Raw genomic sequence first — 21,689 nt, 5'->3', positions numbered from 1 at the left:
TCAGGCCAGGCGGGACGCCCGCTCGGCGTGTCCGGCGCGGGCCGCCTGGGCGTACGCCGCGGGCAGAGCGGCGAGCAGCGCGTCCACGTCCGCGTCGGTGGAGGTGCGGCCCAGGGTGAACCGCAGCGCGCTGCGGGCATCGAGCTCGCTGCGCCCCATTGCGAGCAGCACCTGGGACGGCTCCGGGATGCCGGCGGTGCACGCCGATCCCGTCGAGACCGAGAGGCCCGCCATGTCGAGCAGGAAGAGCAGGGAGTCGCCCTGCGCCCCCGGGAACACGAAGTGGGCGTTGGACGCCACCCGCTCCCCCGACGCCGGCTCCGGACCACTCAGCACGGCCTCCGGGACCGCCGAGCGCACGCCGGCGATGAGGCGGTCGCGCAAGGCCCCGAGCCGCGCGGCCTCGGCGACGCGCTCGGCCTCCGCCGCGCGGGCCGCGACCGCGAACGACACGGCCGCCGCGACGTCCTGCGTGCCGCTGCGCACCTGGCGCTGCTGGCCGCCGCCGTGGATCAGCGGTACGACCGTGGAGGTGCGGCTCAGCACGAGCGCACCGATGCCGACCGGGCCGCCGATCTTGTGGGCGGAGACGCTCAGCGCATCCACACCGAGCGCCGCGAAGTCGATCGGCAGGTGGCCGTAGGCGGAGACCGCGTCGACGTGCACGGGCACACCCGCCTCGCGCGACGGAGCCGCCAGGTCGACGACCGGCTGGATCGTGCCGACCTCGTTGTTGACCGCCAGGAAGGTGAGCAGCGCCGTCTCGTCCGGCGCGGTGATCGGCGCGGGCACGATGCGCCCCTCGGCGTCGAGCTCCAGCCACTCGGCGTGCGCGCCCTCGGCCCGCTCCAGCCACTCGATCGTGTCGGTCGTCGCGTGGTGCTCGCCGCCGGGCACGAGGATGCGCGGCCGGGATGCCTGCGCGTTGCGCGCCCAGTACAGCCCCTTCACCGCGAGGTTGATCGATTCGGTGCCGCCGGAGGTGAAGACGACCTCGATCGGGTCGCAGCCGAGCGTGGCCGCGACCGCCTCCCGCGCCTCCTCCAGCATCCGCTTGGCCTGCTGGCCCTGACTGTGGATGCTGGAGGGGTTGCCGACGACGCCCATCGCGTCGGCGAAGGCGGCGATCGCCTCGGGGCGCATGGGGGTCGTCGCGGCGTGGTCGAGATAGACCGGCACCGGGCCCTCCTCGGTTCGCGGGTGCGGCGCCGGACGGATGCCCGCGCGCCACTCACTACTCTAGATCGCATGACCTCCGCCGATCCTCTGCGCAATCTGGGCGTCCGCGTCGGGCCGAACGGCGGCGAGCTGCGGGTGTTCTCCGCCAACGCCGACGCGATGGAGCTGTGCCTCTTCGACGAGCGCGACCCCAACTGGCTCGTCAAGACCCGGCCGATGACCCGGGATGCGAATGGCGTCTGGTCGGTGCGCTCGCGCTCGCTGGCCGTCGGCAGCCGCTACGCGGTCCGCGTCTCGGGCCCGACGTCGCCGCAGAACATGTTCAACCCCGAGACGCTCCTGCTCGACCCGTACGCCCGCGGGATGGTGCGCGCCGGGTCGGACGCGTGGCGGGGCGTCGTGATCGAGGACGGCTTCGACTGGGGCGAGGTCGGGAAGCCCGCCACCCCGCTCGACCACACGGTGGTCTACGAGACGCACGTGCGCGGCTTCAGCAAGGTCAACCCCGACGTCCCGGAGGAGCTCCGTGGCACCTACGCGGGTCTCGCCCACGAGTCGTCGATCGGGTACCTCCGGGACCTCGGTGTCACGGCTGTCGAGCTGCTGCCGGTCCAGACCTTCGTCTCGGAGCAGCGCCTCATCCAGCAGGGCCTCACGAACTACTGGGGCTACAACACGCTCAACTTCTTCACCCCGCACGCGCCGTACGCCTCGCGCGGGGCGCAGGCGGCCGGCCCGGAGGCGATCCTCGCCGAGTTCAAGGGGATGGTGAAGCTGCTGCACCAGGCGGGCATCGAGGTCATCCTCGACGTCGTCTACAACCACACGGCCGAGGAGGGCATCGGCGGTCCGCGCACGAGCTTCCGCGGCATCGACAACGCCACCTACTACCGGCAGGACGACCAGGGCGTCTACATCGACGTCACGGGATGCGGCAACACCGTCGACTTCGGCAAGCCCGTCCCGCAGCGGCTGGTGCTCGACTCGCTGCGCTACTGGGCGAACGAGATGCAGATCGACGGCTTCCGGTTCGACCTGGCCGCGACGCTCGGTCGCGGCGCCGACGCCTCCTACTCCCCCGACCATCCGCTGCTGCACGCGGCGATCGACGATCCGGCGCTCCAGGGCGTGAAGATGATCGCCGAGCCGTGGGATGTCGGGCTCGGCGGCTGGCAGACCGGCAACTTCCCCGACGGCTGGTCCGAGTGGAACGACCGCTACCGCGACCGCGTGCGCAACTTCTGGCTCGCCGACATCGCCGAGGCGCGGCGGCACGGTCAGGCGCCCGTCGGCATCGGCGGCTTCGCGACGCGCCTCGCCGGGTCGTCGAACACGTTCGCCCCGGAGCGCGGCCCGCTCGCCTCCGTCAACTTCGTGACCGCGCACGACGGCTTCGCCATGGCCGACCTCACCGCGTACGACGTGAAGCACAACCTCGGCAACGGCGAGGACAACCGCGACGGCACCGACAACAACCGCTCGTTCAACCACGGCGTCGAGGGCCCGACCGTCGACGAGAGCGTGCTGCTCGAGCGGCACAAGGCGATGCGCAACCTGATGGGGACGCTGCTGCTCTCGGCCGGCGTGCCGATGATCACCGCCGGCGACGAGTACGGCCGCACCCAGCGCGGCAACAACAACGCCTACTGCCATGACAGCGAGCTCACCTGGCTGAGCTGGCTGCGCTCCCGGGAGCAGCGGGAGTTCCAGGAGACGACCAAGCGCCTGCTGGAGCTGCGCCGCACCAACCCGGCGCTGCGGCCGAGCCGGTACGCCGTCTTCGGCGAGACCACGCCCAACGCGAGCCACATGGACTGGTATGACGCGACGGGCAACCGGATGGACGACGAGGACTGGAACTCGCCCGAGAACCGCACCCTGCAGTACCTGGTCGCCTCCACGCCCGACAAGGAGGAGTTCAACCGCGTGCTGCTCATCGTGCACGGCGTGGAGGACGACGTCGAGGTCTCCCTCCCGGTCGCTCCCGGCGTCGAGTCGTACCAGCTGCTGTGGGACAGCGCGACGGAGGTGCCGATCCCGGAGGATCCGTCCCGTCTCCTCCCCGGGGCGACACGGCTCGTCGGGGGCGCGTCGATGCAGCTGTTCCGCGCGGACGGCCCGCGCGTCACGGAGCCCGCGGACTGATGGCGAAGCAGAAGGCCTCGGCGGGGACGCCGGCCACGGTCGCGCTGACCGCCGCCGGCCTGCCGTTCGCGCTGCACCCCTACGAGCACGATCCCGCCGCCGCGTCGTACGGGCTGGAGGCCGCCGAGGCGCTCGGAGTCGAGCCGGACCGCGTGTTCAAGACGCTGCTCGCCGACACCGAGCTCGGCCTGGTGGTCGGCGTGGTGCCGGTGACCGGCCTCCTCGATCTGAAGGCCCTCGCCTCGGCCGTGGGCGCCAAGCGCGCGACGATGGCCGACCCCGCCGTGGCCGAGCGGCGCACGGGCTACGTGGTCGGCGGCATCAGCCCGATCGGCCAGAAGACGCGGCACGTCACCGTGGTGGACGAGACCGCGCAGCTCTTCGAGACCGTCTTCGTCTCGGGCGGCAAGCGCGGCCTCGACATCGAGCTCGCGCCGGACGACCTCCTGCGCGCCACCGACGGCACGTACGCGGCGATCGCCAAGGAGACGGCGTGACCGCGGGAGTGTCCGCGATCACCGTGCGTGCGGCGACGGCGGAGGACGTTCCCGGCATCGCGCAGGTCCACGTGGCGTCCTGGCGGGAGGCGTACGCGCGCCAGCTCCCGCCCGAGGTGCTCGCCGGGCTCGATGTGCAGCGGCGCGCGCAGGTGTGGACCGGCATCATCGAATCGGGCGACACGACGGTCCGGGTCGCCGAGAAGGACGGGTCGATCATCGGCTGGGCGAGCGCGGGAGCGGGTCGCGACGACGACGCGCCCGTCCCGCTCGAGCTGGAGGGCATCTATCTGCTCGCGAGCGCGCACGGTTCGGGGGCCGGGCAGAGCCTGCTCGATGCCGTCGTGGGCACGGCCGACGCCTACCTCTGGGTGATGGCGGACAATCCGCGGGCCCAGGCCTTCTACCGCAGGAACGGCTTCGCCGCGGACGGCGCCGCGAAGGTGGAGCAGCTCGGCGACGCCGCCGTGGAGGTCGTGCGCTTCGTGCGCTCGCGCTGACCGCCGCGCGTCACACCCGCTGCAGCAGTGATCCCAGCCGGAGCGCCGTGTCGGCCACGAGCGACACCAGGCCGTCCCGGTCGGCGAGCCGCGCGGCGGGCACGGCGAGGGCGAGCCCGGCGATGAGGCGGTCGTCCTCGCCGCGCACCGGTACGGCGAGGCAGCCGAAGCCGGGGGTGAGCTCCCCCTCCTGCGTCGTGTAGCGGGTCGGAGAGGGGATGGTGCGCGCCGCCTGCTCCGCCAGCAGCAGCCGGCCCAGCGCCGAGACGCTGAGGTCGCTGGCTATCCGTCGGGGGTCGGACAGCGGGAAGTCGGGGTCGACGTCGACCGGGACGACGCGCCCTTCCCGGTAGACCGCGAGATGCACGCCGCCGCGGATGTGCGTGCGCAGATCGGTGACCGCCTCCCGCGCCGTCGCCGCCGCGTCCTGCGCCTGCGCCACGTCCGCCAGCTCGGCGACCTTGCGGCCGAGGGCGAAGCCGCGGAGGTCGGGCATCCGCACCAGGTACTCGTCCTGCACCAGGAGGTTGAGGAGCCGGTACGCCGTGGCGCGCGGCAGGCCGAGGCGCACCGAGATCTGCTGGGCCGTGATCCCGGGGCCGGAGCGCGCGACCTCCTCCAGCACGGCGAGCGCGCTGTGCACCGCGCCGGGCTGCCGTCCGCTCAGCTCCGGGATGGCGTTCATGGCGCGCCGCCGAGCACGTCCCCCGTCGTCGGTTCGTCGTAGAGGCCGATCCGGCCCAAGGCGTCCGCGCGGCTCCTGCGGCAGAGCAGATAGAGCGCCACGGCGATCAGCGCAACCCCGCCGAGCAGGAGGACGGCGAGCCAGCGGGTGCCGGAGACCTCCAGCCAGAGGTCCAGGCCGAGCGCGGCGGCGAGGCCGACGGCGGCGATCCCCGCCGCGACGGCAGGGCCGGCCGTCAGCTCGCCGATCCGGCGGAGGAAGAACGGCGTCGCGACGCACACGAGCGCATAGGCGGTCATGTAGCCCGCGGCCGCGCACACGACGATCACGCCCATGGCCTGCCAGGCGCCCATCCCGGAGGCCACGAGCACAGCGGGCACGGCGACCTCGGCGGCCAGACCGGCGGCGAGCGCGATGTGCGGCGTGCGGAACCGGGGATGGGTGCGGCCCAGAGCGCGCGGTGCGATCCCCTCCCGGCCGAGGGAGAACAGCACGCGGGCGAGGGCGGTGGTGGAGGCCAGCGCGCAGGCGAGGAAGGAGCAGGCGAGCGCGGCGTCGAGGAGGAGTCCGATCCACTCGACGCCGGCGCGCGCGGCGAGGTCGTTGACCGGGCTGTCGCTGGTGGCCAGGTCGCCGCCGAGCGCGTCGAAGCCCGCGAGCTGCGTGTATGCCGAGAGCAGGTAGAGCACTCCGGCTGCGATCACGGTCCAGCGGATGGTGCGCGGGATGGTGGCGAACGGCCGGCGGGACTCCGCCCCGAGCGTCGCCGCGCTCTCGAAGCCGACGAACGCGGTCACCGCGACGGTCGTCCCGGCCGCGAGCTGCGGGAGGCCGACGTCGTGCGGCAGGGCGACGCTCCAGAACGACGAGACCGGCACGCGCACGAGCAGCACCGCGATCAGCACCAGGATGGCGGCGATCGAGAGCAGCTCGATGACGAGCGTGACCCGGGTGGAGAGCCGGATCCCCCGCCACAGGACGAGCAGGCAGAGCGCGCCGAACCCGGCGAGGAGCAGGAGGACGAGGCCGCGCGAGCCGGCCATCCCCGGCGACGCGTGGGAGAGGAGGGTCAGCGAGTAGTAGGCCGCTCCCAGCAGGGCGAACATCGCGACGAACCCGTAGCCGACGAGCATGGCGGCGCTGGTCGCGAATCCCGCGCGGACCCCCAGGCCGCGTGCGGCGAATGTGTACAGCGAGCCAGTGGCGGCCAGGCGTCGCGTGAACTGGTTGACGGCGTACGCGACGAGGGCCATCAGGACCGCCGCGAGCAGGAACGCCAGCAGCGTGCCCGACCCCGCCCGCGCCGCGACCAGCACCGGACAGGTCGCGGCCGCCGCCGAGGGCGCCACCGCGCCGACGGACTGGGCGAGCACGTCCACGAAGCCGAGGCTGCGGCGGTCGAGCCCGGCCAGCGGCGAGCGCGCGGGGAGGCCGTCGACCGGCCGCGGATCGGCGATCGCCCGGCTCAGGGCCGTCACGGGTGGGTGTGCTGTCACGGGGTGCTCCTCGCTCGCGAGGCTACGTCGCGTGTGTTGCGTCCCCGTTTCGGCCGCGTCACGGGAGCGTGACCGGCGAATGCGACGCGGGCCGTCCCATTCGGCGAGCGCCGACTCTTCACGCCCGCGGAACGGCGGCGCAACACCCGGTCGTGAGACTGGCCGCACCATCCCCTTCCCGCCTCTCCCCTCTGGAGGAACTCATGACCGCAGCACAGGAGCCCCAGGCTCTGCTCGGCGATCCGCTCGCGCTCCGCGGTGCGGGCGCCTCGCGTCAGCTGTCTGGCCGGCTCGGCGTCGGCTCGATCGTCTTCATGGTGGTCGCCGCGGCGGCGCCGCTCACGGTGATCGGCGGCGGCTTCCCCGTCGCGGTCCTGCTCGGCAACGGGGCGGGGGTGCCGAGCATGTTCGCGATCGGGGCGATCATCCTGCTGTTCTTCGCGGTGGGGCTGAGCGCGATGAGCCGGTTCATCCCGAAGCCGGGCGCCTTCTTCACCTATGTCGGGTACGGGATGGGGAGGCCGCTCGGACTCGCCGCCGCGTATCTCGCGCTGCTGACGTACACGACCGTGCAGGTCGCGGTGTACGGCTACCTGGGGGCGACGCTCGAGTCGTCGGTGGTCGCCCTCCACGGCCCCGACCTCCCCTGGTACGTGTACTCGCTGGCGATGATCGCCCTGGTCGGCGTGCTGGGGTACCGCCACATCGAGCTGAGCTCGCGGGTGCTGGGCGTGCTGCTGATCGCGGAGGTGGGGATCGTGATCGTGCTGAGCGTCGTGATCATCGGCACGGGTGGGGCCGACGGCCTGTCGCTCACCCCGTTCGAGCCGAACACCGTGCTGTCGGGCTCCCCGGGCATCGGCCTGATGTTCGCGCTCGCCGGGTTCATCGGGTTCGAGTCGACCGCCATCTTCCGCGACGAGGCCAAGGAGCCGGAGAAGACCATCCCCCGGGCGACGTACATCGCGGTCATCGCGATCGGCGTCTTCTACACGTTCGCCTCGTGGGCCCTCGTGATGGGCTGGGGCCCGGCACAGATCGTGGACGTGGTGGCGAAGGACACCGGTGGCTTCATCGTCAACACCGCCGTGCACTACCTCGGTTCCGTGGGCGGGGTCATCGTGAACGTGCTGCTGATCACGAGCCTCTTCGCCTGCGTCTTGTCGTTCCACAACGTCGTCACCCGCTACCAGCACTCGATGTCCAACGCGTCGGTGCTCCCGGCCCGGCTCGGCCGCGTGCACGGCACCCACGCCTCCCCGTACATCTCGTCGCTCGTGCAGACCGTGACGGCCGCCGTCCTGATCGGCGTGTTCGCGCTGTTCCACCTCGACCCGGTGCTGCAGGTCTTCACCTGGTTCAGCGGCATCGCGACGCTGGCGATCGTGGTCCTCATGGCCCTGACCTGCCTCGCGGTGATCGTCTACTTCGCCCGCAGCAAGACCGGCGCAGGACCGTGGCGGACCGTGATCGCCCCGGTCATCGGGCTGATCGGCCTGGTCGGCGTGACGGCCATCATCGTCGACAACTTCCCCCTCCTCATCGGCGACGTGGATGCGCAGGGCACCCCGGTGCTCGGCCCGCTCTCGATCGCCTTCTTCGCCGCCATGCTCGCCTTCCCGGTGATCGGCGTGGTGCAGGCCCTCGTCCTGCGCCGCAGCAAGCGCGACGCCTACGAGAACATCATCGACACCATCAGCGCCTAGGAGACGTGAGCACCATGACCACCGAGCTTCCCCTGACCCTGCCCGCCGACGACACGGCCGCCCCCGGCCCCCTTTCCAGCCTGACCGCCGCCGAGATCGAGACCGCTGCCCGCATCCTCCGCGACGCCGGAGCGGTGACGGACACCACGCGCTTCGTCTACGTCGGCCTCCTGGAGCCCGACAAGGCCGACGTGCTGGCCGCCCGCGCCGGCACGGCTCCGGCTCCCGACCGCGAGGCGCGCCTCCTCCTGCTCGACGTCGCGACCGGCGACAGCACCGACGCCGCCGTGTCGCTGACGCGCGGGGAGGTCGTCGCCCTCGTGCCCATCGACGGCGAGCGCGGTCAGGTGCCCATCCTCGAGGAGGAGTTCGAGGCGATCGGCGGCATCCTCGTCGCGGACGCCCGCTGGCTGGCCGCCCTCGAGAAGCGCGGGCTCACGGCCGAGCAGGTCGTGTACGCGCCCCTCTCGCCCGGCTCGTACGACATCCCGGGCGAGGAGGGCCGCCGCATCATCCGCGTCTTCGCCTTCCGGATGGACCACGCCGAGGACCACCCGTGGGCGCACCCCGTCGACGGCCTCTGCGCGTACGTCGACGTGATCGCCCGCGAAGTGACGCAGGTCGTGGATGCAGCGGAGCACCCCGTGCCCGAGGAGCCGGGCAACTTCCACCTGGAGTCCGACCGCCCCGCACCGCTCGACACGCTCAAGCCGATCTCCGTCACCCAGCCCGAGGGCCCGAGCTACGCGGTCGACGGCGACACCGTCACCTGGGCGAACTGGTCGTTCTCACTCGGCTTCGACGCCCGCGAGGGCCTCATCCTGCGCGACCTCTCGTTCGCGGATCCCGACCAGGACGGCGCGGTGCGTCCCGTCATCTACCGCGCCTCCATCGCCGAGATGGTGGTGCCCTACGCCGACCCGTCCCCCACCCGGTACTGGCAGAACTACTTCGACACCGGCGAGTACCTGTTCGGCCGGTTCGCCAACTCACTGAGGCTCGGCTGCGACTGCCTCGGCGAGATCCGCTACTTCGACGCCGTGCTGTCGGACGAGTTCGGCCGGCCGAAGACCGTGGAGAACGCGATCTGCCTGCACGAGGAGGACTACGGCACGCTCTGGAAGCACACCGACATGTTCACCTCCGCCAACGAGGTGCGGCGGTCGCGGCGGCTGGTGATCTCGTTCTTCACCACGGTCGGCAACTACGACTACGGCTTCTACTGGTACCTGTACCTCGACGGCACGATCGAGTGCGAGGCCAAGCTCACCGGCATCCTGTTCACCTCCGCGTACGTGGAGGGGACGCAGACCGCCAGCGAGGTCGCGCCCGGCCTCGGCGCCCCGTACCACCAGCACCTGTTCTCGGCGCGGCTCGACATGATGGTGGACGGGCTGGCGAACGCGGTCGAGGAGGTGGATGCGGTCCGCCTCCCGATCAGCGAGGCGAACCCCTACGGCAACGCGTTCACCAAGCGTGCGACGCGGATCGTGAGCGAGGCGGAGGGCGCGCGCGCCGCCGACGCCTCGGTCGGGCGGACCTGGCACATCGTCAACACCGAGAAGACCAACCGGCTCGGGCAGCCGACCGGCTACGTGCTGCACGCCGAGCAGAACCCCACGCTGATGGCCGACCCCTCCGCGACGGTCACGGCGCGCGCGGCGTTCACGACCAAACAGGTCTGGGTGACGCAGTACGCGAGCGACGAGCGCTACCCCGCCGGCGAGTTCGTCAACCAGAACCCGGGCGGCGACGGCCTCCCGGCGTACATGGCGGCCGACCGGTCCCTGGACGGCGAGGACATCGTGCTCTGGCACACGTTCGGGCCGACCCACTTCCCGCGGGTCGAGGACTGGCCGGTGATGCCGGTGGACTACGCCAAGTTCACGCTGAAGCCGTACGGCTTCTTCGGGCGCAACCCCGCACTCAACGTGCCCGCCGCCGAGCCGGCGCACTGCGCGCCCGGCCACCACGACCACGGTGGGCACGCGCACGGCGACGCGCACGGCGACCGCGCACACCACGGATGATCGAGGCCCTCCACCTCGGCAGCATGCTCCCGGCCACGCTGGGAGCATGCTGCGTCGCCGGGGGCGCCGACCGCCGCTCCCCGCTGACCTGGCTCGGGATGCTGGCGATGCTCGCCGCGATGGCCGACACGATGCTGCTCCCCCGGCCGGTGCTCGCGCCGGTCGTGTGGGCGGCGCTGCTCGTCGCGCTCGCGCTGGCGACCGGCGTGCGGGAACGGCTGCGACCGGCACGGCAGGCGCTCGGCGCCCATCCGGTGCGGACCATGGCCCTGCACCGCTCGCTGCAGGCGGTGCTGATGGCGGGGCTGCTCGTGGTCGGCGCCGGCCACCATGCCACGGGAGGCGGGGCGCACGCCGGCCACGGCCTCCCCGTGGTGCTCCTGCTCGCGGCGGCCGCCCTGGTGTTCACGTTCGCGTCGGCTGCCGTCGCCCTCCGCCGCCGCCTCCCACCCCTGCCGCGCGCCGAAGCCGCCCTCGGCGCAGCCTCCATCGCCCTCATGACCCTCCCCCTGCTCACCGCCTAACCGCCGCAGCCGCCGAGCACAGGAAAAGGGCTCGATCGCAGCGCGAAAACGAGCCCTTTTGCTGTGCTCGGCGGCTGGTCACCGCGCGGCGATGGGGTCAGGAGGCGACGGAGACGAGGCCGAGCTCGGCGGTGGAGAGCAGGAGGTCGTTGACCGGCACCACGCGCACCGTGTAGCCGAACGAGCCGGCCCAGGCCAGGGTCACGGTGCCGACGTACTCACGGGCGACGGACGGGTCGTCCGTGCCGGGCACGCCGTCGTCGAGGTCGAGGCGCTGGTGCCGCACGTCGACGAGGTCGTCGCCCTCCTGGCTGCGGCCGTAGACGACCTGCACCTGGACGTCCTCGGGCTTCAGCCCGTTGAGGTGCACGAGGGCGCGCACGTGCAGCTGGTCGCCGACCTGGGGCACCGCGTCCACGCCTCCCGCGTCGACGTGCGCGACGTTCACGCCCGGCCAGGCCGCGCGGACGCGGGCCTTCCACGCGGCGAGTCCCCGCGCGGCGGCGAAGCCGTCCGCACTGAGCAGTTCCTCGTTCCGCGACGCCGGGATGTAGAGCCGCTCCACGTACTCCTTCACCATGCGCTCCGCGCTCAGCGCCGGGGACAGGGTCGAGAGGGTGTGGCGGATCTGGCCGACCCAGGCGGACGGCACGCCGTCCCCGTCGCGGTCGTAGAAGCGCGGCGCGATGATGTGCTCGATGAGGTCGTACATGGCCTCGGCCTCGAGCGCGTCCCGCTCCGCCCCCTTCGCCGGCGGCGTCGGCCGACGGGATCGCCCAGCCGTTCTCGCCGTCGTAGAACTCGTTCCACCAGCCGTCCAGGATCGACAGGTTGAGCGCCCCGTTGAGCGCCGCCTTCATTCCGGAGGTGCCGCACGCCTCGAGCGGGCGCAGCGGGTTGTTCAGCCAGATGTCCGTGCCCGGGTAGAGCAGCTGCGCCATCCCGATGTCGTAGTCCGGCAGGAAGACCATGCGGCCGCGGATCTCGGGCTCGGAGGCGAACTGCACCAGCTTCTGGATGAGGCGCTTGCCCTCGTCGTCGGCCGGGTGCGATTTGCCCGCGATCACGAACTGCACCGGACGCTCGGCGTGCAGCAGGATGTTCCGCAGCCGCTGCGGGTCGTGCAGCATCAAGGTGAGCCGCTTGTACGTCGGAACGCGCCGGGCGAAGCCGATCGTGAGGACGTTGGGGTCGAGCAGGTCGCTCATCCACACGGGCGCGATCCCGCCGGGGTTCTGTTCCTCCCAGGCGGCCTGGAGGCGCTGGCGCGCGTCCTGCACGAGCTGCTCGCGCATCCGGTTGCGCACCGACCACAGGTCGCCGTCGCTCACCGCACCGGAGTTGGCCCAGTCGGCGTGCGTGGTGTCGTCGGTGCCGAGGCGGTCGAGCGCGAGGGCGCGCAGCATCGGGTCGGTCCAGGTCGGCGCGTGCACGCCGTTGGTGACCGAGTCGATCGGCACCTCCTGCGGATCGAAGCCCGGGTACAGGCCGCTGAACATCTGCCGGCTGACCTCGCCGTGCAGCTTGGACACGCCGTTGGCGTGCTGGCCGAGCCGCATGCCCATCACGGCCATGTTGAAGACGTCGGGCGAGCCGCCCGGGTAGTCCTCCGCGCCCAGGGCGAGCACCTGCTGCGCCTCGACGCCGGGGAGGAGGGAGGTGGAGAAGTAGCGCTCCACGAGCGGCCGGTCGAACCGGTCGATGCCGGCGGGCACCGGGGTGTGGGTGGTGAAGACCGTGCCGGCGCGAACGACCTGCAGCGCCTCGTCGAAGCTGAGCCCGTCGCCGATGAGGTTCGCGATGCGCTCCAGCCCGAGGAAGCCGGCGTGGCCCTCGTTGGTGTGGAAGACCTCCGCCGCCGGGGCGCCCGTCAACTCGGACCACGCCTCCAGCGCGCGGACGCCGCCGATGCCGAGCAGCAGCTCCTGCAGCAGGCGATGCTCGCCGCCCCCGCCGTAGAGCCGGTCGGTGACGGAGCGCAGGCGCTCCTCGTTCTCGGGGATGTCGGTGTCGAGCAGCAGCAGCCGCACGCGCCCGACCGCCGCCTGCCAGACCCGCGCGTGCAGCACGCCGTCCGGGAGGGCGAGGGAGATCTCGACGGGCGTGCCGTCGGGGGTGCGCAGCACGCTCAGCGGGAGGCCGTCCGGGTCGAGCGACGGGTAGCTCTCCTGCTGCCAGCCGTCCGGCGTGATCGCCTGCGAGAAGTAGCCGGACCGGTAGAACAGGCCGACGCCGACCAGCGGGACGCCGAGGTCGCTCGCCGCCTTCAGGTGGTCGCCGGCGAGGATGCCGAGGCCGCCCGAGTACTGCGGCAGGGCTGCCGCGATGCCGAACTCGGGCGAGAAGTACGCGATGGTCCGGGGCGCCGTCTCGCCCAGCGTCTGGTACCAGCGCGGGTCGTTCTGGTAGGCGCGCAGCTCGTCGCGGGTGTGGTTCGCCCAGTCGACGTAGCCCTGGTCGGCGGCGAGCTCGGCCAGCCGTCCGGGGTCGACGGCGCCGAGGAGCGCGACCGGATCGTGCTCGACCTGGTGCCACAACTCCGGGGAGATGCGGGCGAAGAGCTCCTTGGTCGGCTCGTGCCACGACCAGCGGAGATTGCCCGCCAGCTCCTCCAGCGCGGAGAGGTTGTCGGGCAGGACGGCTCGGACGGTGAATCTACGGATGGCCTTCACCCGCCCCACCCTACGGGAGGCTCATGTCGAGCAGGTTAATGAGTGTACGGTCGGGATGTGGGAAAGAGCGCAGCGACCAGCCCGTCCGCCGCAGCGGCACCGGGGGCCACCGTCGACCACCTCCCGGAGGAGGGGGCGCGGCAGACGACGTCCGAGACCGCAGCACCGGCCGAATACGTGCCCCTGCTGACACGCATCCCGATCCTCGGCCTCTCGCCGCAGGTCGACGAGGGGCACTGGCCGGCGACCGCGTTCCGCGGCGAGGTCGTCCCGTTCCGTGCGACGTCGTTCCGGGAGGGCCACGACCGCATCGGTGTCGATCTGCTGCTGCTCGACCCGGCCGGCGTGCAGACCGAGCACCACATGCACCCGATCAACCCGGGCACCGACCGGTGGGAGGTGGAGGTCCAGCTCGAGACCGAGGGCCTCTGGCGCTACCGGGTGCAGGCCTACGCCGACGACTACGCCACCTGGAAGCACAACGCCGAGGTCAAGGTGCCCGCCGGGATCGACGTCGAGCTCATGCTGACCATGGGGCGCGAACTGCTCGCGGGAGCCGCGAAGGACAAGCGCCGCAGCCCGGCCGAGCGCCGCCACCTCGGCGAGGCCGCGAAGCTCGTCGCCGACGCCGCCCTGCCCGTCTCCGAGCGCTTCGCCGCCGCAGTCGACGAGCGCATCGTCGGCATCCTGACGGAGCGCCCGATCGTCAGCCTCCCCTCGCTGTCCGAGACGCGCGCCGTCTCGGTCGAGCGCACGCGTGCCGGCGTCGGCAGCTGGTACGAGTTCTTCCCCCGCTCCGAGGGCGCCAAGAAGCTCGCGGACGGCTCCTGGAAGTCGGGCACGTTCCGCACGGCCGCCAAGCGCCTCCCCGAGGTCGCCGCGATGGGCTTCGACGTCGTCTACCTGCCGCCGATCCACCCGATCGGCCGCACGTTCCGCAAGGGGCCGAACAACTCCCTCGACGCCGGGCCGAACGACCCGGGCTCGCCCTGGGCGATCGGGTCTGCAGAGGGCGGCCACGACGCCATCCACCCGGACCTCGGCACGGAGAAGGACTTCGTCTACTTCGTCGGCAAGGCCAAGCAGGCGGGCCTGGAGGTCGCCCTCGACCTGGCCCTGCAGGCCTCCCCCGACCACCCGTGGGTGACCGAGCACCCCGAGTGGTTCACGACGCTGCCCGACGGCACGATCGCGTACGCCGAGAACCCGCCGAAGAAATATCAGGACATCTACCCGATCAACTTCGACAACGACTACGACGGCCTCCGCGCCGAGGTGCTGCGCATCGTGCGGCACTGGATGTCGCTGGGCGTGCGCATCTTCCGCGTCGACAACCCGCACACCAAGCCGCTGCACTTCTGGGAGTGGCTCATCCACACCGTGAACGCCACGGATCCCGACGTGGTGTTCCTCGCCGAGGCCTTCACGCGCCCGGCACTGCTCCACACGCTCGCGAAGGCCGGCTTCCAGCAGTCCTACACCTACTTCACCTGGCGCAACACGAAGGAGGAACTCGAGGAGTTCCTCACCGGGCTCGCCACCGAGACGGCCGACTTCCTGCGCCCGAACCTGTTCGTGAACACGCCGGACATCCTCACCGAGTACCTGCAGTTCGGCGGACCGGCGGCGTTCAAGATCCGTGCGGCGGTCGCCGCGACCGGCGCTCCGACCTGGGGCGTGTACTCCGGGTTCGAGCTGTTCGAGAACGTCGCGCGCCCGGGTGCCGAGGAGTACATCGACAACGAGAAGTACGAGTACCGTCCGCGCGACTACACCCGCGCCCAGACGCTCGGGCGCTCGCTCGCGCCCTACCTGACGATGCTGAACCGCACCCGCAGCGAGCACCCCGCCCTGCGCCAGCTGCGCAACCTGCACGTGCACCGCAGCGACGACGACGCCATCCTGGTCTACTCGAAGCACCTGCCGGGCGCGTTCACCCGCAGCGGCAAGGCGGACACCGTCCTCGTCGTCGCCAACGTCGACCCGCACTCCGCCCGCGAGACCATCGTGCACCTCGACGTCGCCGCGCTCGGGCTGCCGCCCGAGTCCTCGTTCGAGGTCAAGGACGTCGTCACCGGCCAGCGCTGGACGTGGGGAGCCGACAACTACGTCCGCCTCGACGCGTTCACCGAGCCCGTGCACATCCTGGTCGTCAAGCCGCTCTAAGGCGCGGCCGCCCCGCCGCGCCCCAACGACCACACCCTCCGAAGGAGTCCGATGAGCCCGATCCCCGAAGGCGCAGCCGCCGTCGACCTGCCCACGCTGGACGACGGCCTGCTCCTCGCCGTCGCCACCGGCGCGTACCACGACCCCCACGCGGTGCTCGGCCAGCACCAGGTCAGCGGCCCCGGCGTCGCCGACCCGGTCACCGTGATCCGCGTGCTGCGGCCGCTCGCCACCGAGGTGTTCGCCATCCTCCCGACCGGAGCCCACCTGGAGCTCGCCCACCTCGCGCACGGCATCTGGCAGGGCGTCGACATCGTCGGCCCCGGCGCCTACGAGATCGAGGCGCGCTACGCCGACGGCAGCACCTGGACGGCCGACGACCCGTACCGCTTCTCCCCCACGATCGGCGAGCTCGACCTCCACCTCATCCGCGAGGGCCGGCACGAGCAGCTCTGGACCGCCCTCGGCGCGCACGTGCGCGACCTCGGCGGCGTGACCGGCACCTCCTTCACCGTGTGGGCGCCGCGAGCGAAGGCCGTCCGCGTCGTCGGCGACTTCAACGGCTGGGACGGCACGCAGCACGCGATGCGCACCATGGGCGTCTCCGGCGTCTGGGAGCTGTTCGTCCCGGGGCTCGGCGACGGCGAGCTGTACAAGTTCGACATCCTCGGCCGCGACGGCGCGTGGAAGCGCAAGATCGACCCGATGGCGCAGACCGCCGAGATCCCCCCGGCGACGGCCTCCGTGATCACCACCTCCCGCCACGACTGGCAGGACGGCGAGTGGATGCGCCGCCGCAGCGAGACCGACCCGCACTCCGGCCCGATGAGCATCTACGAGCTGCACTTCGGCAGCTGGCGCCCGGGGCTCGGCTACCGCGAGGCCGCCGACCAGCTGATCGACTACGTGGTCGCCCTCGGGTACACCCACGTCGAGTTCCTGCCGCTCTCGGAGCACCCGTTCGGCGGCTCCTGGGGCTACCAGGTCACCGGGTACTATGCGCCGACCAGCCGCTTCGGCTCGCCCGACGACCTCAAGCACCTCATCGACCGCCTCCACCAGGCCGGCATCGGCGTGATCATGGACTGGGTCCCCGGCCACTTCCCGAAGGACGACTGGGCGCTCGCCCGGTTCGACGGCGAGGCCCTGTACGAGCACCCGGACCCGCGCCGGGGCGAGCACAAGGACTGGGGCACGTACATCTTCGACTACGGCAACTCGCAGGTGCGCAACTTCCTCGTCGCCAACGCGCTGTACTGGCTCGAGGAGTTCCACGTCGACGGCCTGCGCGTCGACGCCGTCGCCTCGATGCTCTACCTCGACTACTCGCGCAACGCGGGCGAGTGGGAGCCGAACATCCACGGCGGCCGTGAGAACCTCGAGGCGATCGGCTTCCTGCAGGAGGTCACCGCCACCGCGTACAAGCGCAACCCCGGCACCGTGATGATCGCCGAGGAGTCGACGAGCTACAGCGGCGTGACCGCGCCGACGTCATCGGGCGGCCTCGGCTTCGGCCTCAAGTGGAACATGGGCTGGATGCACGACTCGCTGCAGTACATGCACGAGGACCCGATGTGGCGGTCGTACCACCACAACGAGCTCACCTTCTCGTTCGTGTACGCGTGGAGCGAGAACTTCCTCCTCCCGATCAGCCACGACGAGGTCGTACACGGCAAGGGCTCCCTGCTCGGCAAGATGCCCGGCGACCACTGGCAGCAGCTCGCGAACGTGCGCGTGTTCCTCGCCTTCATGTGGTCGCACCCCGGCAAGCAGCTGCTCTTCATGGGCCAGGAGTTCGGGCAGCCGTCCGAGTGGAGCGAGGAGCGCGGCCTGGACTGGTGGATCCTCGACCAGCCCGCGCACCAGGGGCTCTGGAACCTCGTGGCGCAGCTCAACGCCGTGTACCGCTCGCATCCCGAGCTCTGGGCGCTCGACAACGAGCCCGCCGGCTTCGAGTGGATCGACGGCTCGGACGCCGCCGGCAACGTCATCGCGTTCATCCGCAAGGATCGTGACGGCTCTCCCCTCGTCGCCGTGTTCAACTTCTCCGGCGCACCGCACGAGGGCTACCGCGTCGGTCTCCCCTTCGCCGGGGAGTGGGAGGAGTTGCTCAACACCGATGCGGATGCGTTCGGCGGCTCGGGCGTCGGCAACCTCGGCGGTGTGACAGCCGCGGACGAGCCGTGGATGGGCCGGCCCGCCTCGGCGGTGCTGACGCTGCCGCCGCTCGGTGCCCTGTGGCTCAAGCCCCGGCGCTGAGCCAGGCCGCGTAGTCCACGCCGTCGACGGCGTGCTCGGGCGCCAGGTTGCGCCCGGCACGCCACGTCGCGCCCAGCGGGCCGGCGAGACGCAGCGGGAGGATCGGCCGACGGGAGCCCTTCGCCGCCTTCCACTGTTCGGCGAGGGCGCGAGCGCTCTCGACGGCCGGACCGCCGACGGTGCGGACCGAGTCGGGCGCGCCCTCGAGTTCGGCGTCGTCGAGCAGCGCGCGCGCCACGTCGTCGACGGAGATCGGCTGGAAGCGCGTTCCGGCCGGTGCGATCAGCGCGCCGAACGGGCGCCCGCGCTCGAAGACCGCGGTGACGAAGTCGTGGAACTGGGTCGCCCGGACGACGTGGGTCTCGAGCGGCGACTCCGCGTACACCCGCTCCTGCGCGAGCTTCGCGCGGTAGTACGGGTAGCGGGAGCCGTCGATCCCCGCGATGGAGAGCAGCACCGCCCGGCGCACGCCGAATCGGGCCGCGGTGTGGAGCAGGTTCTGCGAGCCGACCGCGAAGACGTGCGCGGCCTGTTTGCCCGACCCGTTGCTCGCGTCGATCAGCACGTCGACGCCGTCGACGGCCTCCTCGAGCCCCACTCCGCCAACGAGGTCGGCCGTCACGTACTGGGCGCCCTCGACGAACGCCGGTGCGTCGTCGTCGGGCACCCGGCGCGAGGCGACGACCACATCGTGACCGCGGTCGACGGCTTCGGAGGTGACGGCGCGTCCGGCCAGGCCGGTCCCGCCGACGACGAGCACGCGGGTCATGCGGTGCCTTCCGGGAGGGGGACGAGGGCCGCCTCCGACGTCCGCGACGTCAGTACAGCAGCGACGTCAGCCTAGCCCGCGCCTTGGCGACGCGGGGGTCGTCCACCCCGACGATCTCGAAATAGTCGAGCATGCGGGTCCGGACGGTGTCCTTGCCCGCGGCGTCCAGTGTCGGGAAGAGCGAGAGCAGCCGGTCGAACGCGTCCTCCACGTGACCGCCCGACAGGTCGAGGTCGGCGACATCCAGCTGGGCCTGCGCGTCACGCGGGTCGGCGGCCGCGGCGGCGCGGATGGCGTCGAGCGTCTTGCCCGCCAGTCGCGCGAGCAGGCTGACCTGCGCCAGCCCGGCGACGGCCATGGCGTCGCGCGGATCCTGCGCGATCGCAGTCTTGTACTCCTGGATCGCGGTGTCGTAGTCGCCGCGCTCGATCGCCTCGTACGCCTCGGCGTGGTGGGGCGGCAGCGGCTCGGGCTCGGGCTCGGCCTGCTCGGCCGCCTCGCCCTCCGGGGCGAGCCCGGCGTCGCCGTCGACCGTCACGGTGCCCGTGACGCCGTTCTGCGCCGCGAGCTCCAGGAGCTGGGCGAACACGTCGCGCACCTCCTGCTCGGGAAGGGCCCCGACGAAGAGCTGCACCGGGCGTCCGCCGACGAGGGCGGCGACGGCCGGGATGGACTGCGCCTGGAAGGCCTGGGTGAGCTGCGGGTTCGCGTCCACGTCGACCTTCACGAGCACGACGCGGCCCGCGTACTCGGCGACGACGCGGTCGAGGATGGGGCTCAGCTGCTTGCACGGACCGCACCACTCGGCCCACAGGTCCACGACGATCGGCACCCGCATCGACAGGTCGATGAAGTCGTTGAAGTTGGCGTCGGTGCCCTCGAAGTACAGGCTCGGCAGCGCGAGCGCGTCGCCGGGCGCGGACGCTGCCGGCGCCCCGTCCACGGGGGCAGCGGGCGCGGCCGGACGGTTGACCAGCGAACTGAGGTCGACGGCGCCCCGCAGGTTCGTGGGCGGCGGTGGGATCTGACTCATTGCACTTCCTTCACTGCGACGAGACCTTGAGCGAAACCCAAGAGGGTGATTTTGGCGTCCGACCCCGCCGGGGGGACGTAGAACGCGAGCTGGTAGCTGTACGTGCTCTCGACGCCCGTCTTGCTCCCCGGAGCCCCGAGGAGGGCGGCGGTCGCGCCTCCCGCCGGCTGCAGAGTGATCTCGGCCCCGGCTTCGGTCACCTTGATCGTCTCGAACTCGAGGAGGTCCGTCCACACGATCGCGCCGGAGTCGTTCGTCGCCATCGCGACCGTGTCGTTGGCCGGCACCTGGTTGGTGAAGGTCAGCGACGCGGTCGAGGCCAGGCTCGACTTGCGCTCGTTCTTGTACGGCAGTCCGACGGCGGTGCGGAGGGTGTCGCCGTCGCTGTCGAACAGGGAGGCGTACTTGCTGTCGTCGCCGTTCATGAGCACGTCGCCGTACGCTGCCGCCACCTGGTTCGGCGGCAGGGCGAGGAGCTTCGAGTCGGGGCGGACGGCGGCGGCGCCGATGCTCGCCGGTGCCAGGTTCGGGACCTTGGCCTTGGGTTCGAGCGACACGGCGTACTCGACCATGTAGTTGTCGCGAGGCGTGTCCTGGACAAGCGTGATCGCCTGCGGCGCCTGGTCCTTCCCCTCGGCGTCCTTCGGCATGTCGATGACGGCGACGACCGTGCGCGGCCACGAGTCGGTCGACTGCGGCAGCGAGAGCACGATCGGATCGGAGGGGATGGCGGGGAGAGCTGCCTGGTCGGCCTTTTTAGCGCGGATGGCGTAGTTCGCCTCCCGCAGCTGCAAGGCTGCGCCCGTGAACCGCTCCTTGGCGAGGTTCGGGTCGGCCTTCGCGTCCGCGTTGGCGGCGGAGACCGAGATGCGCTTGATGATCCGCTCGAGCTGCGGGACGGTCACCGCGGGCGGGAGCTGGTTCACCGGCTTGGGCACCGCGGTCGACGTGGACGTCGGCGTGGAGGTCGGCGTGGGCGTCGGCGTCGGGGTCTCGTCGGCGAACGCAGCTCCCGTGCCGACGCCGGAGAGCGTCAGGGCTCCGACCAGGACGGCGGGGGCGATCATCCGGGAGCGACGCGTGGAGCGGCGACCACGAGAGGTCACCTCCACGTCCGCGCTGGGCTTGTACTTGGGGGCTTTGGGGAGTTTGGGCATCTTGGGTCCGCTCTTCCGGCGCGGTCCGCGCGATTTGCGGTGGGTGTAGAGCCCCCAGAGATAGAGGGCGATTCCGATGACGAGCAGGACGAGGCCGCCGATGATCAGCGGGAACGCCCAGGGGGTGCTGGAGTCGACGGGCCAAGTCACGAGGATCTTCGACGGCGCGGGCTTCGTGCCGTCGGAGGCCACGAGCACGCTGACCCCGTCGGGGATGCTCATGCGGGTGACCTGCGCGTTGGCGCCGTCGTACTCCTCCAGCCAGAGGTCGGACCCGGTGGGGTTCGGTCCGGCCACCGTCTTCTCCGTGGCCCCTCCCGCCGGGGCGGTCGCCGTCGGCGTCGGGGTGGGGGTCGGGGTGTCGGTCGCGTCCGTCGAGCCGGTCGACGCCTTCGGCGTGACCGTGCGCGTGGTCAGCTTGTCGGCCGCCGAGTCGTAGCCGACGGCGACGTACTTCTCGGTGCCGAGCCACGCCGTCACATCCTCCGTGCGCCCGATGGCGACGACCTGGGACTTCACGTCGGGGGCGCCGCTGACGGACAGGGTCTGCTGGCCGCTGTGGGCGTTGAGCGCCGAGCCGGCGATGACGACGTAGCGCGCGTCGTCGGGCACGGTGACGCTCGCGGTCAGCTGCGTCGGGGGTGCGAAGACCGTCCGCTGGGCGATGCCGGCGACGATCATGACGGCGGCCACCACGAACGCGACGATGGCGAGTACGAAACGCAAACAGATCTCCTCGTGTGCCGGGAGGGGGCGGGCACAGACACTCCACGATAGTCGAGCACCCTGAAAGGCATCTAACCGTTCCCTGCACGAGACTGCAGTCCCCCATGCGGGTACCCGGCACCAAATGTAAGATCGATGCGGCGTG

General features: G+C 71.8%; 14 protein-coding genes and 1 pseudogene. 8 read left to right on the top strand and 7 right to left on the bottom strand.

Annotation, left to right across the window (positions count from 1 at the left end; all coding sequences use genetic code 11):
* Entirely contained in the window at positions 1–1,179 is a 1,179-nt protein-coding gene (locus tag BGO91_RS00815) for a cysteine desulfurase family protein (RefSeq protein WP_290470983.1), read from the bottom strand.
* A 69-nt stretch (positions 1,180–1,248) separates the two neighbouring features.
* Between BGO91_RS00815 and glgX the strand changes: the two genes are divergently transcribed.
* The 3 genes from glgX to BGO91_RS00800 are packed head-to-tail and all read left to right on the top strand — an operon-like array spanning position 1,249 to position 4,321.
* Positions 1,249–3,324 carry a glycogen debranching protein GlgX gene (glgX, locus tag BGO91_RS00810; protein WP_290470982.1) on the top strand — a complete coding sequence of 692 codons (2,076 nt, stop codon included), beginning with the start codon at positions 1,249–1,251 and terminating at the stop codon, positions 3,322–3,324.
* Complete coding sequence (ybaK, locus tag BGO91_RS00805) at positions 3,324–3,821, top strand: Cys-tRNA(Pro) deacylase (protein WP_290470981.1); 498 nt, start codon at positions 3,324–3,326, stop codon at positions 3,819–3,821. Before glgX ends, ybaK begins: the two co-directional genes overlap by 1 nt.
* On the top strand, positions 3,818–4,321 hold the full coding sequence (locus BGO91_RS00800; RefSeq protein ID WP_290470980.1) for a GNAT family N-acetyltransferase: 504 nt from the start codon (positions 3,818–3,820) through the stop codon (positions 4,319–4,321). Before ybaK ends, BGO91_RS00800 begins: the two co-directional genes overlap by 4 nt.
* Positions 4,322–4,331: 10 nt before the next feature.
* Here BGO91_RS00800 and BGO91_RS00795 read toward each other — a convergent pair whose 3' ends face one another.
* Both BGO91_RS00795 and BGO91_RS00790 read right to left on the bottom strand, forming a co-directional pair.
* The gene (locus BGO91_RS00795) at positions 4,332–5,006 is read right to left on the bottom strand and encodes a helix-turn-helix domain-containing protein (protein ID WP_290470979.1); all 675 of its coding nucleotides are present in this window, start codon (positions 5,004–5,006) and stop codon (positions 4,332–4,334) included.
* Positions 5,003–6,502: an APC family permease gene (locus BGO91_RS00790; RefSeq protein WP_290470978.1), complete on the bottom strand. Its 1,500-nt coding sequence runs from the start codon at positions 6,500–6,502 to the stop codon at positions 5,003–5,005. The genes BGO91_RS00795 and BGO91_RS00790 overlap by 4 nt, the downstream gene beginning before the upstream one ends.
* 203 nt (positions 6,503–6,705) lie before the next feature.
* Here BGO91_RS00790 and BGO91_RS00785 point away from each other — a divergent pair, with 203 nt between their 5' ends.
* From BGO91_RS00785 to BGO91_RS00775, 3 genes are read left to right on the top strand one after another with little or no spacing between them, the layout of a single operon-like run.
* Positions 6,706–8,208: an APC family permease gene (locus tag BGO91_RS00785; RefSeq protein ID WP_290470977.1), complete on the top strand. Its 1,503-nt coding sequence runs from the start codon at positions 6,706–6,708 to the stop codon at positions 8,206–8,208.
* A 14-nt stretch (positions 8,209–8,222) separates the two neighbouring features.
* A complete protein-coding gene (locus BGO91_RS00780) occupies positions 8,223–10,238 on the top strand; it encodes a primary-amine oxidase (RefSeq protein ID WP_290471145.1) in 2,016 nt (671 codons plus the stop codon).
* A complete protein-coding gene (locus BGO91_RS00775) occupies positions 10,235–10,762 on the top strand; it encodes a hypothetical protein (RefSeq protein WP_290470976.1) in 528 nt (175 codons plus the stop codon). Before BGO91_RS00780 ends, BGO91_RS00775 begins: the two co-directional genes overlap by 4 nt.
* 97 nt (positions 10,763–10,859) lie before the next feature.
* On the opposite strand, the pseudogene glgP reads toward BGO91_RS00775, so the two are convergent.
* A pseudogene (gene glgP / locus BGO91_RS00770) lies at positions 10,860–13,434 on the bottom strand (alpha-glucan family phosphorylase).
* 186 nt (positions 13,435–13,620) lie between these two features.
* On the opposite strand from glgP, the gene BGO91_RS00765 reads away from it, so the two are divergent.
* Together BGO91_RS00765 and glgB are read left to right on the top strand one after the other, a co-directional pair.
* Entirely contained in the window at positions 13,621–15,600 is a 1,980-nt protein-coding gene (locus tag BGO91_RS00765; protein ID WP_290471144.1) for an alpha-1,4-glucan--maltose-1-phosphate maltosyltransferase, read from the top strand.
* Between the two features lie 51 nt (positions 15,601–15,651).
* Entirely contained in the window at positions 15,652–17,859 is a 2,208-nt protein-coding gene (gene glgB, locus BGO91_RS00760; RefSeq protein WP_290470975.1) for a 1,4-alpha-glucan branching protein GlgB, read from the top strand.
* Here the strand turns inward: glgB and BGO91_RS00755 are convergent.
* The 3 genes from BGO91_RS00755 to BGO91_RS00745 are packed head-to-tail and all read right to left on the bottom strand — an operon-like array spanning position 17,843 to position 21,544.
* Positions 17,843–18,628 (bottom strand): SDR family oxidoreductase, encoded by a 786-nt coding sequence (locus BGO91_RS00755; protein ID WP_290470974.1) that lies wholly within the window; start codon positions 18,626–18,628, stop codon positions 17,843–17,845. The genes glgB and BGO91_RS00755 overlap by 17 nt on opposite strands.
* Before the next feature lie 49 nt (positions 18,629–18,677).
* Positions 18,678–19,661 (bottom strand): tetratricopeptide repeat protein, encoded by a 984-nt coding sequence (locus BGO91_RS00750; RefSeq protein WP_290470973.1) that lies wholly within the window; start codon positions 19,659–19,661, stop codon positions 18,678–18,680.
* On the bottom strand, positions 19,658–21,544 hold the full coding sequence (locus BGO91_RS00745; protein WP_290470972.1) for a hypothetical protein: 1,887 nt from the start codon (positions 21,542–21,544) through the stop codon (positions 19,658–19,660). Before BGO91_RS00745 ends, BGO91_RS00750 begins: the two co-directional genes overlap by 4 nt.
* Positions 21,545–21,689 lie beyond the last annotated feature (145 nt).

It is taken from the genome of Leifsonia sp. 71-9 (genome assembly GCF_001898805.1).
GTDB lineage: Bacteria > Actinomycetota > Actinomycetes > Actinomycetales > Microbacteriaceae > Leifsonia.
Note: the sequence above shows the minus strand (reverse complement) of the source record. Positions and strands in the feature narration are given on the sequence as shown.

What these genes read in the sequence shown, in the direction of transcription:
- BGO91_RS00775 (WP_290470976.1), top strand. Translation starts at nt 10,235, where the DNA reads ATGATCGAGGCCCTCCACCTCGGCAGCATGCTCCCGGCCACGCTGGGA.
- BGO91_RS00780 (WP_290471145.1), top strand. Translation starts at nt 8,223, where the DNA reads ATGACCACCGAGCTTCCCCTGACCCTGCCCGCCGACGACACGGCCGCC.
- BGO91_RS00755 (WP_290470974.1), bottom strand. Translation starts at nt 18,628, where the DNA reads ATGACCCGCGTGCTCGTCGTCGGCGGGACCGGCCTGGCCGGACGCGCC.
- BGO91_RS00750 (WP_290470973.1), bottom strand. Translation starts at nt 19,661, where the DNA reads ATGAGTCAGATCCCACCGCCGCCCACGAACCTGCGGGGCGCCGTCGAC.
- glgB (WP_290470975.1), top strand. Translation starts at nt 15,652, where the DNA reads ATGAGCCCGATCCCCGAAGGCGCAGCCGCCGTCGACCTGCCCACGCTG.
- BGO91_RS00785 (WP_290470977.1), top strand. Translation starts at nt 6,706, where the DNA reads ATGACCGCAGCACAGGAGCCCCAGGCTCTGCTCGGCGATCCGCTCGCG.
- glgX (WP_290470982.1), top strand. Translation starts at nt 1,249, where the DNA reads ATGACCTCCGCCGATCCTCTGCGCAATCTGGGCGTCCGCGTCGGGCCG.
- ybaK (WP_290470981.1), top strand. Translation starts at nt 3,324, where the DNA reads ATGGCGAAGCAGAAGGCCTCGGCGGGGACGCCGGCCACGGTCGCGCTG.
- BGO91_RS00795 (WP_290470979.1), bottom strand. Translation starts at nt 5,006, where the DNA reads ATGAACGCCATCCCGGAGCTGAGCGGACGGCAGCCCGGCGCGGTGCAC.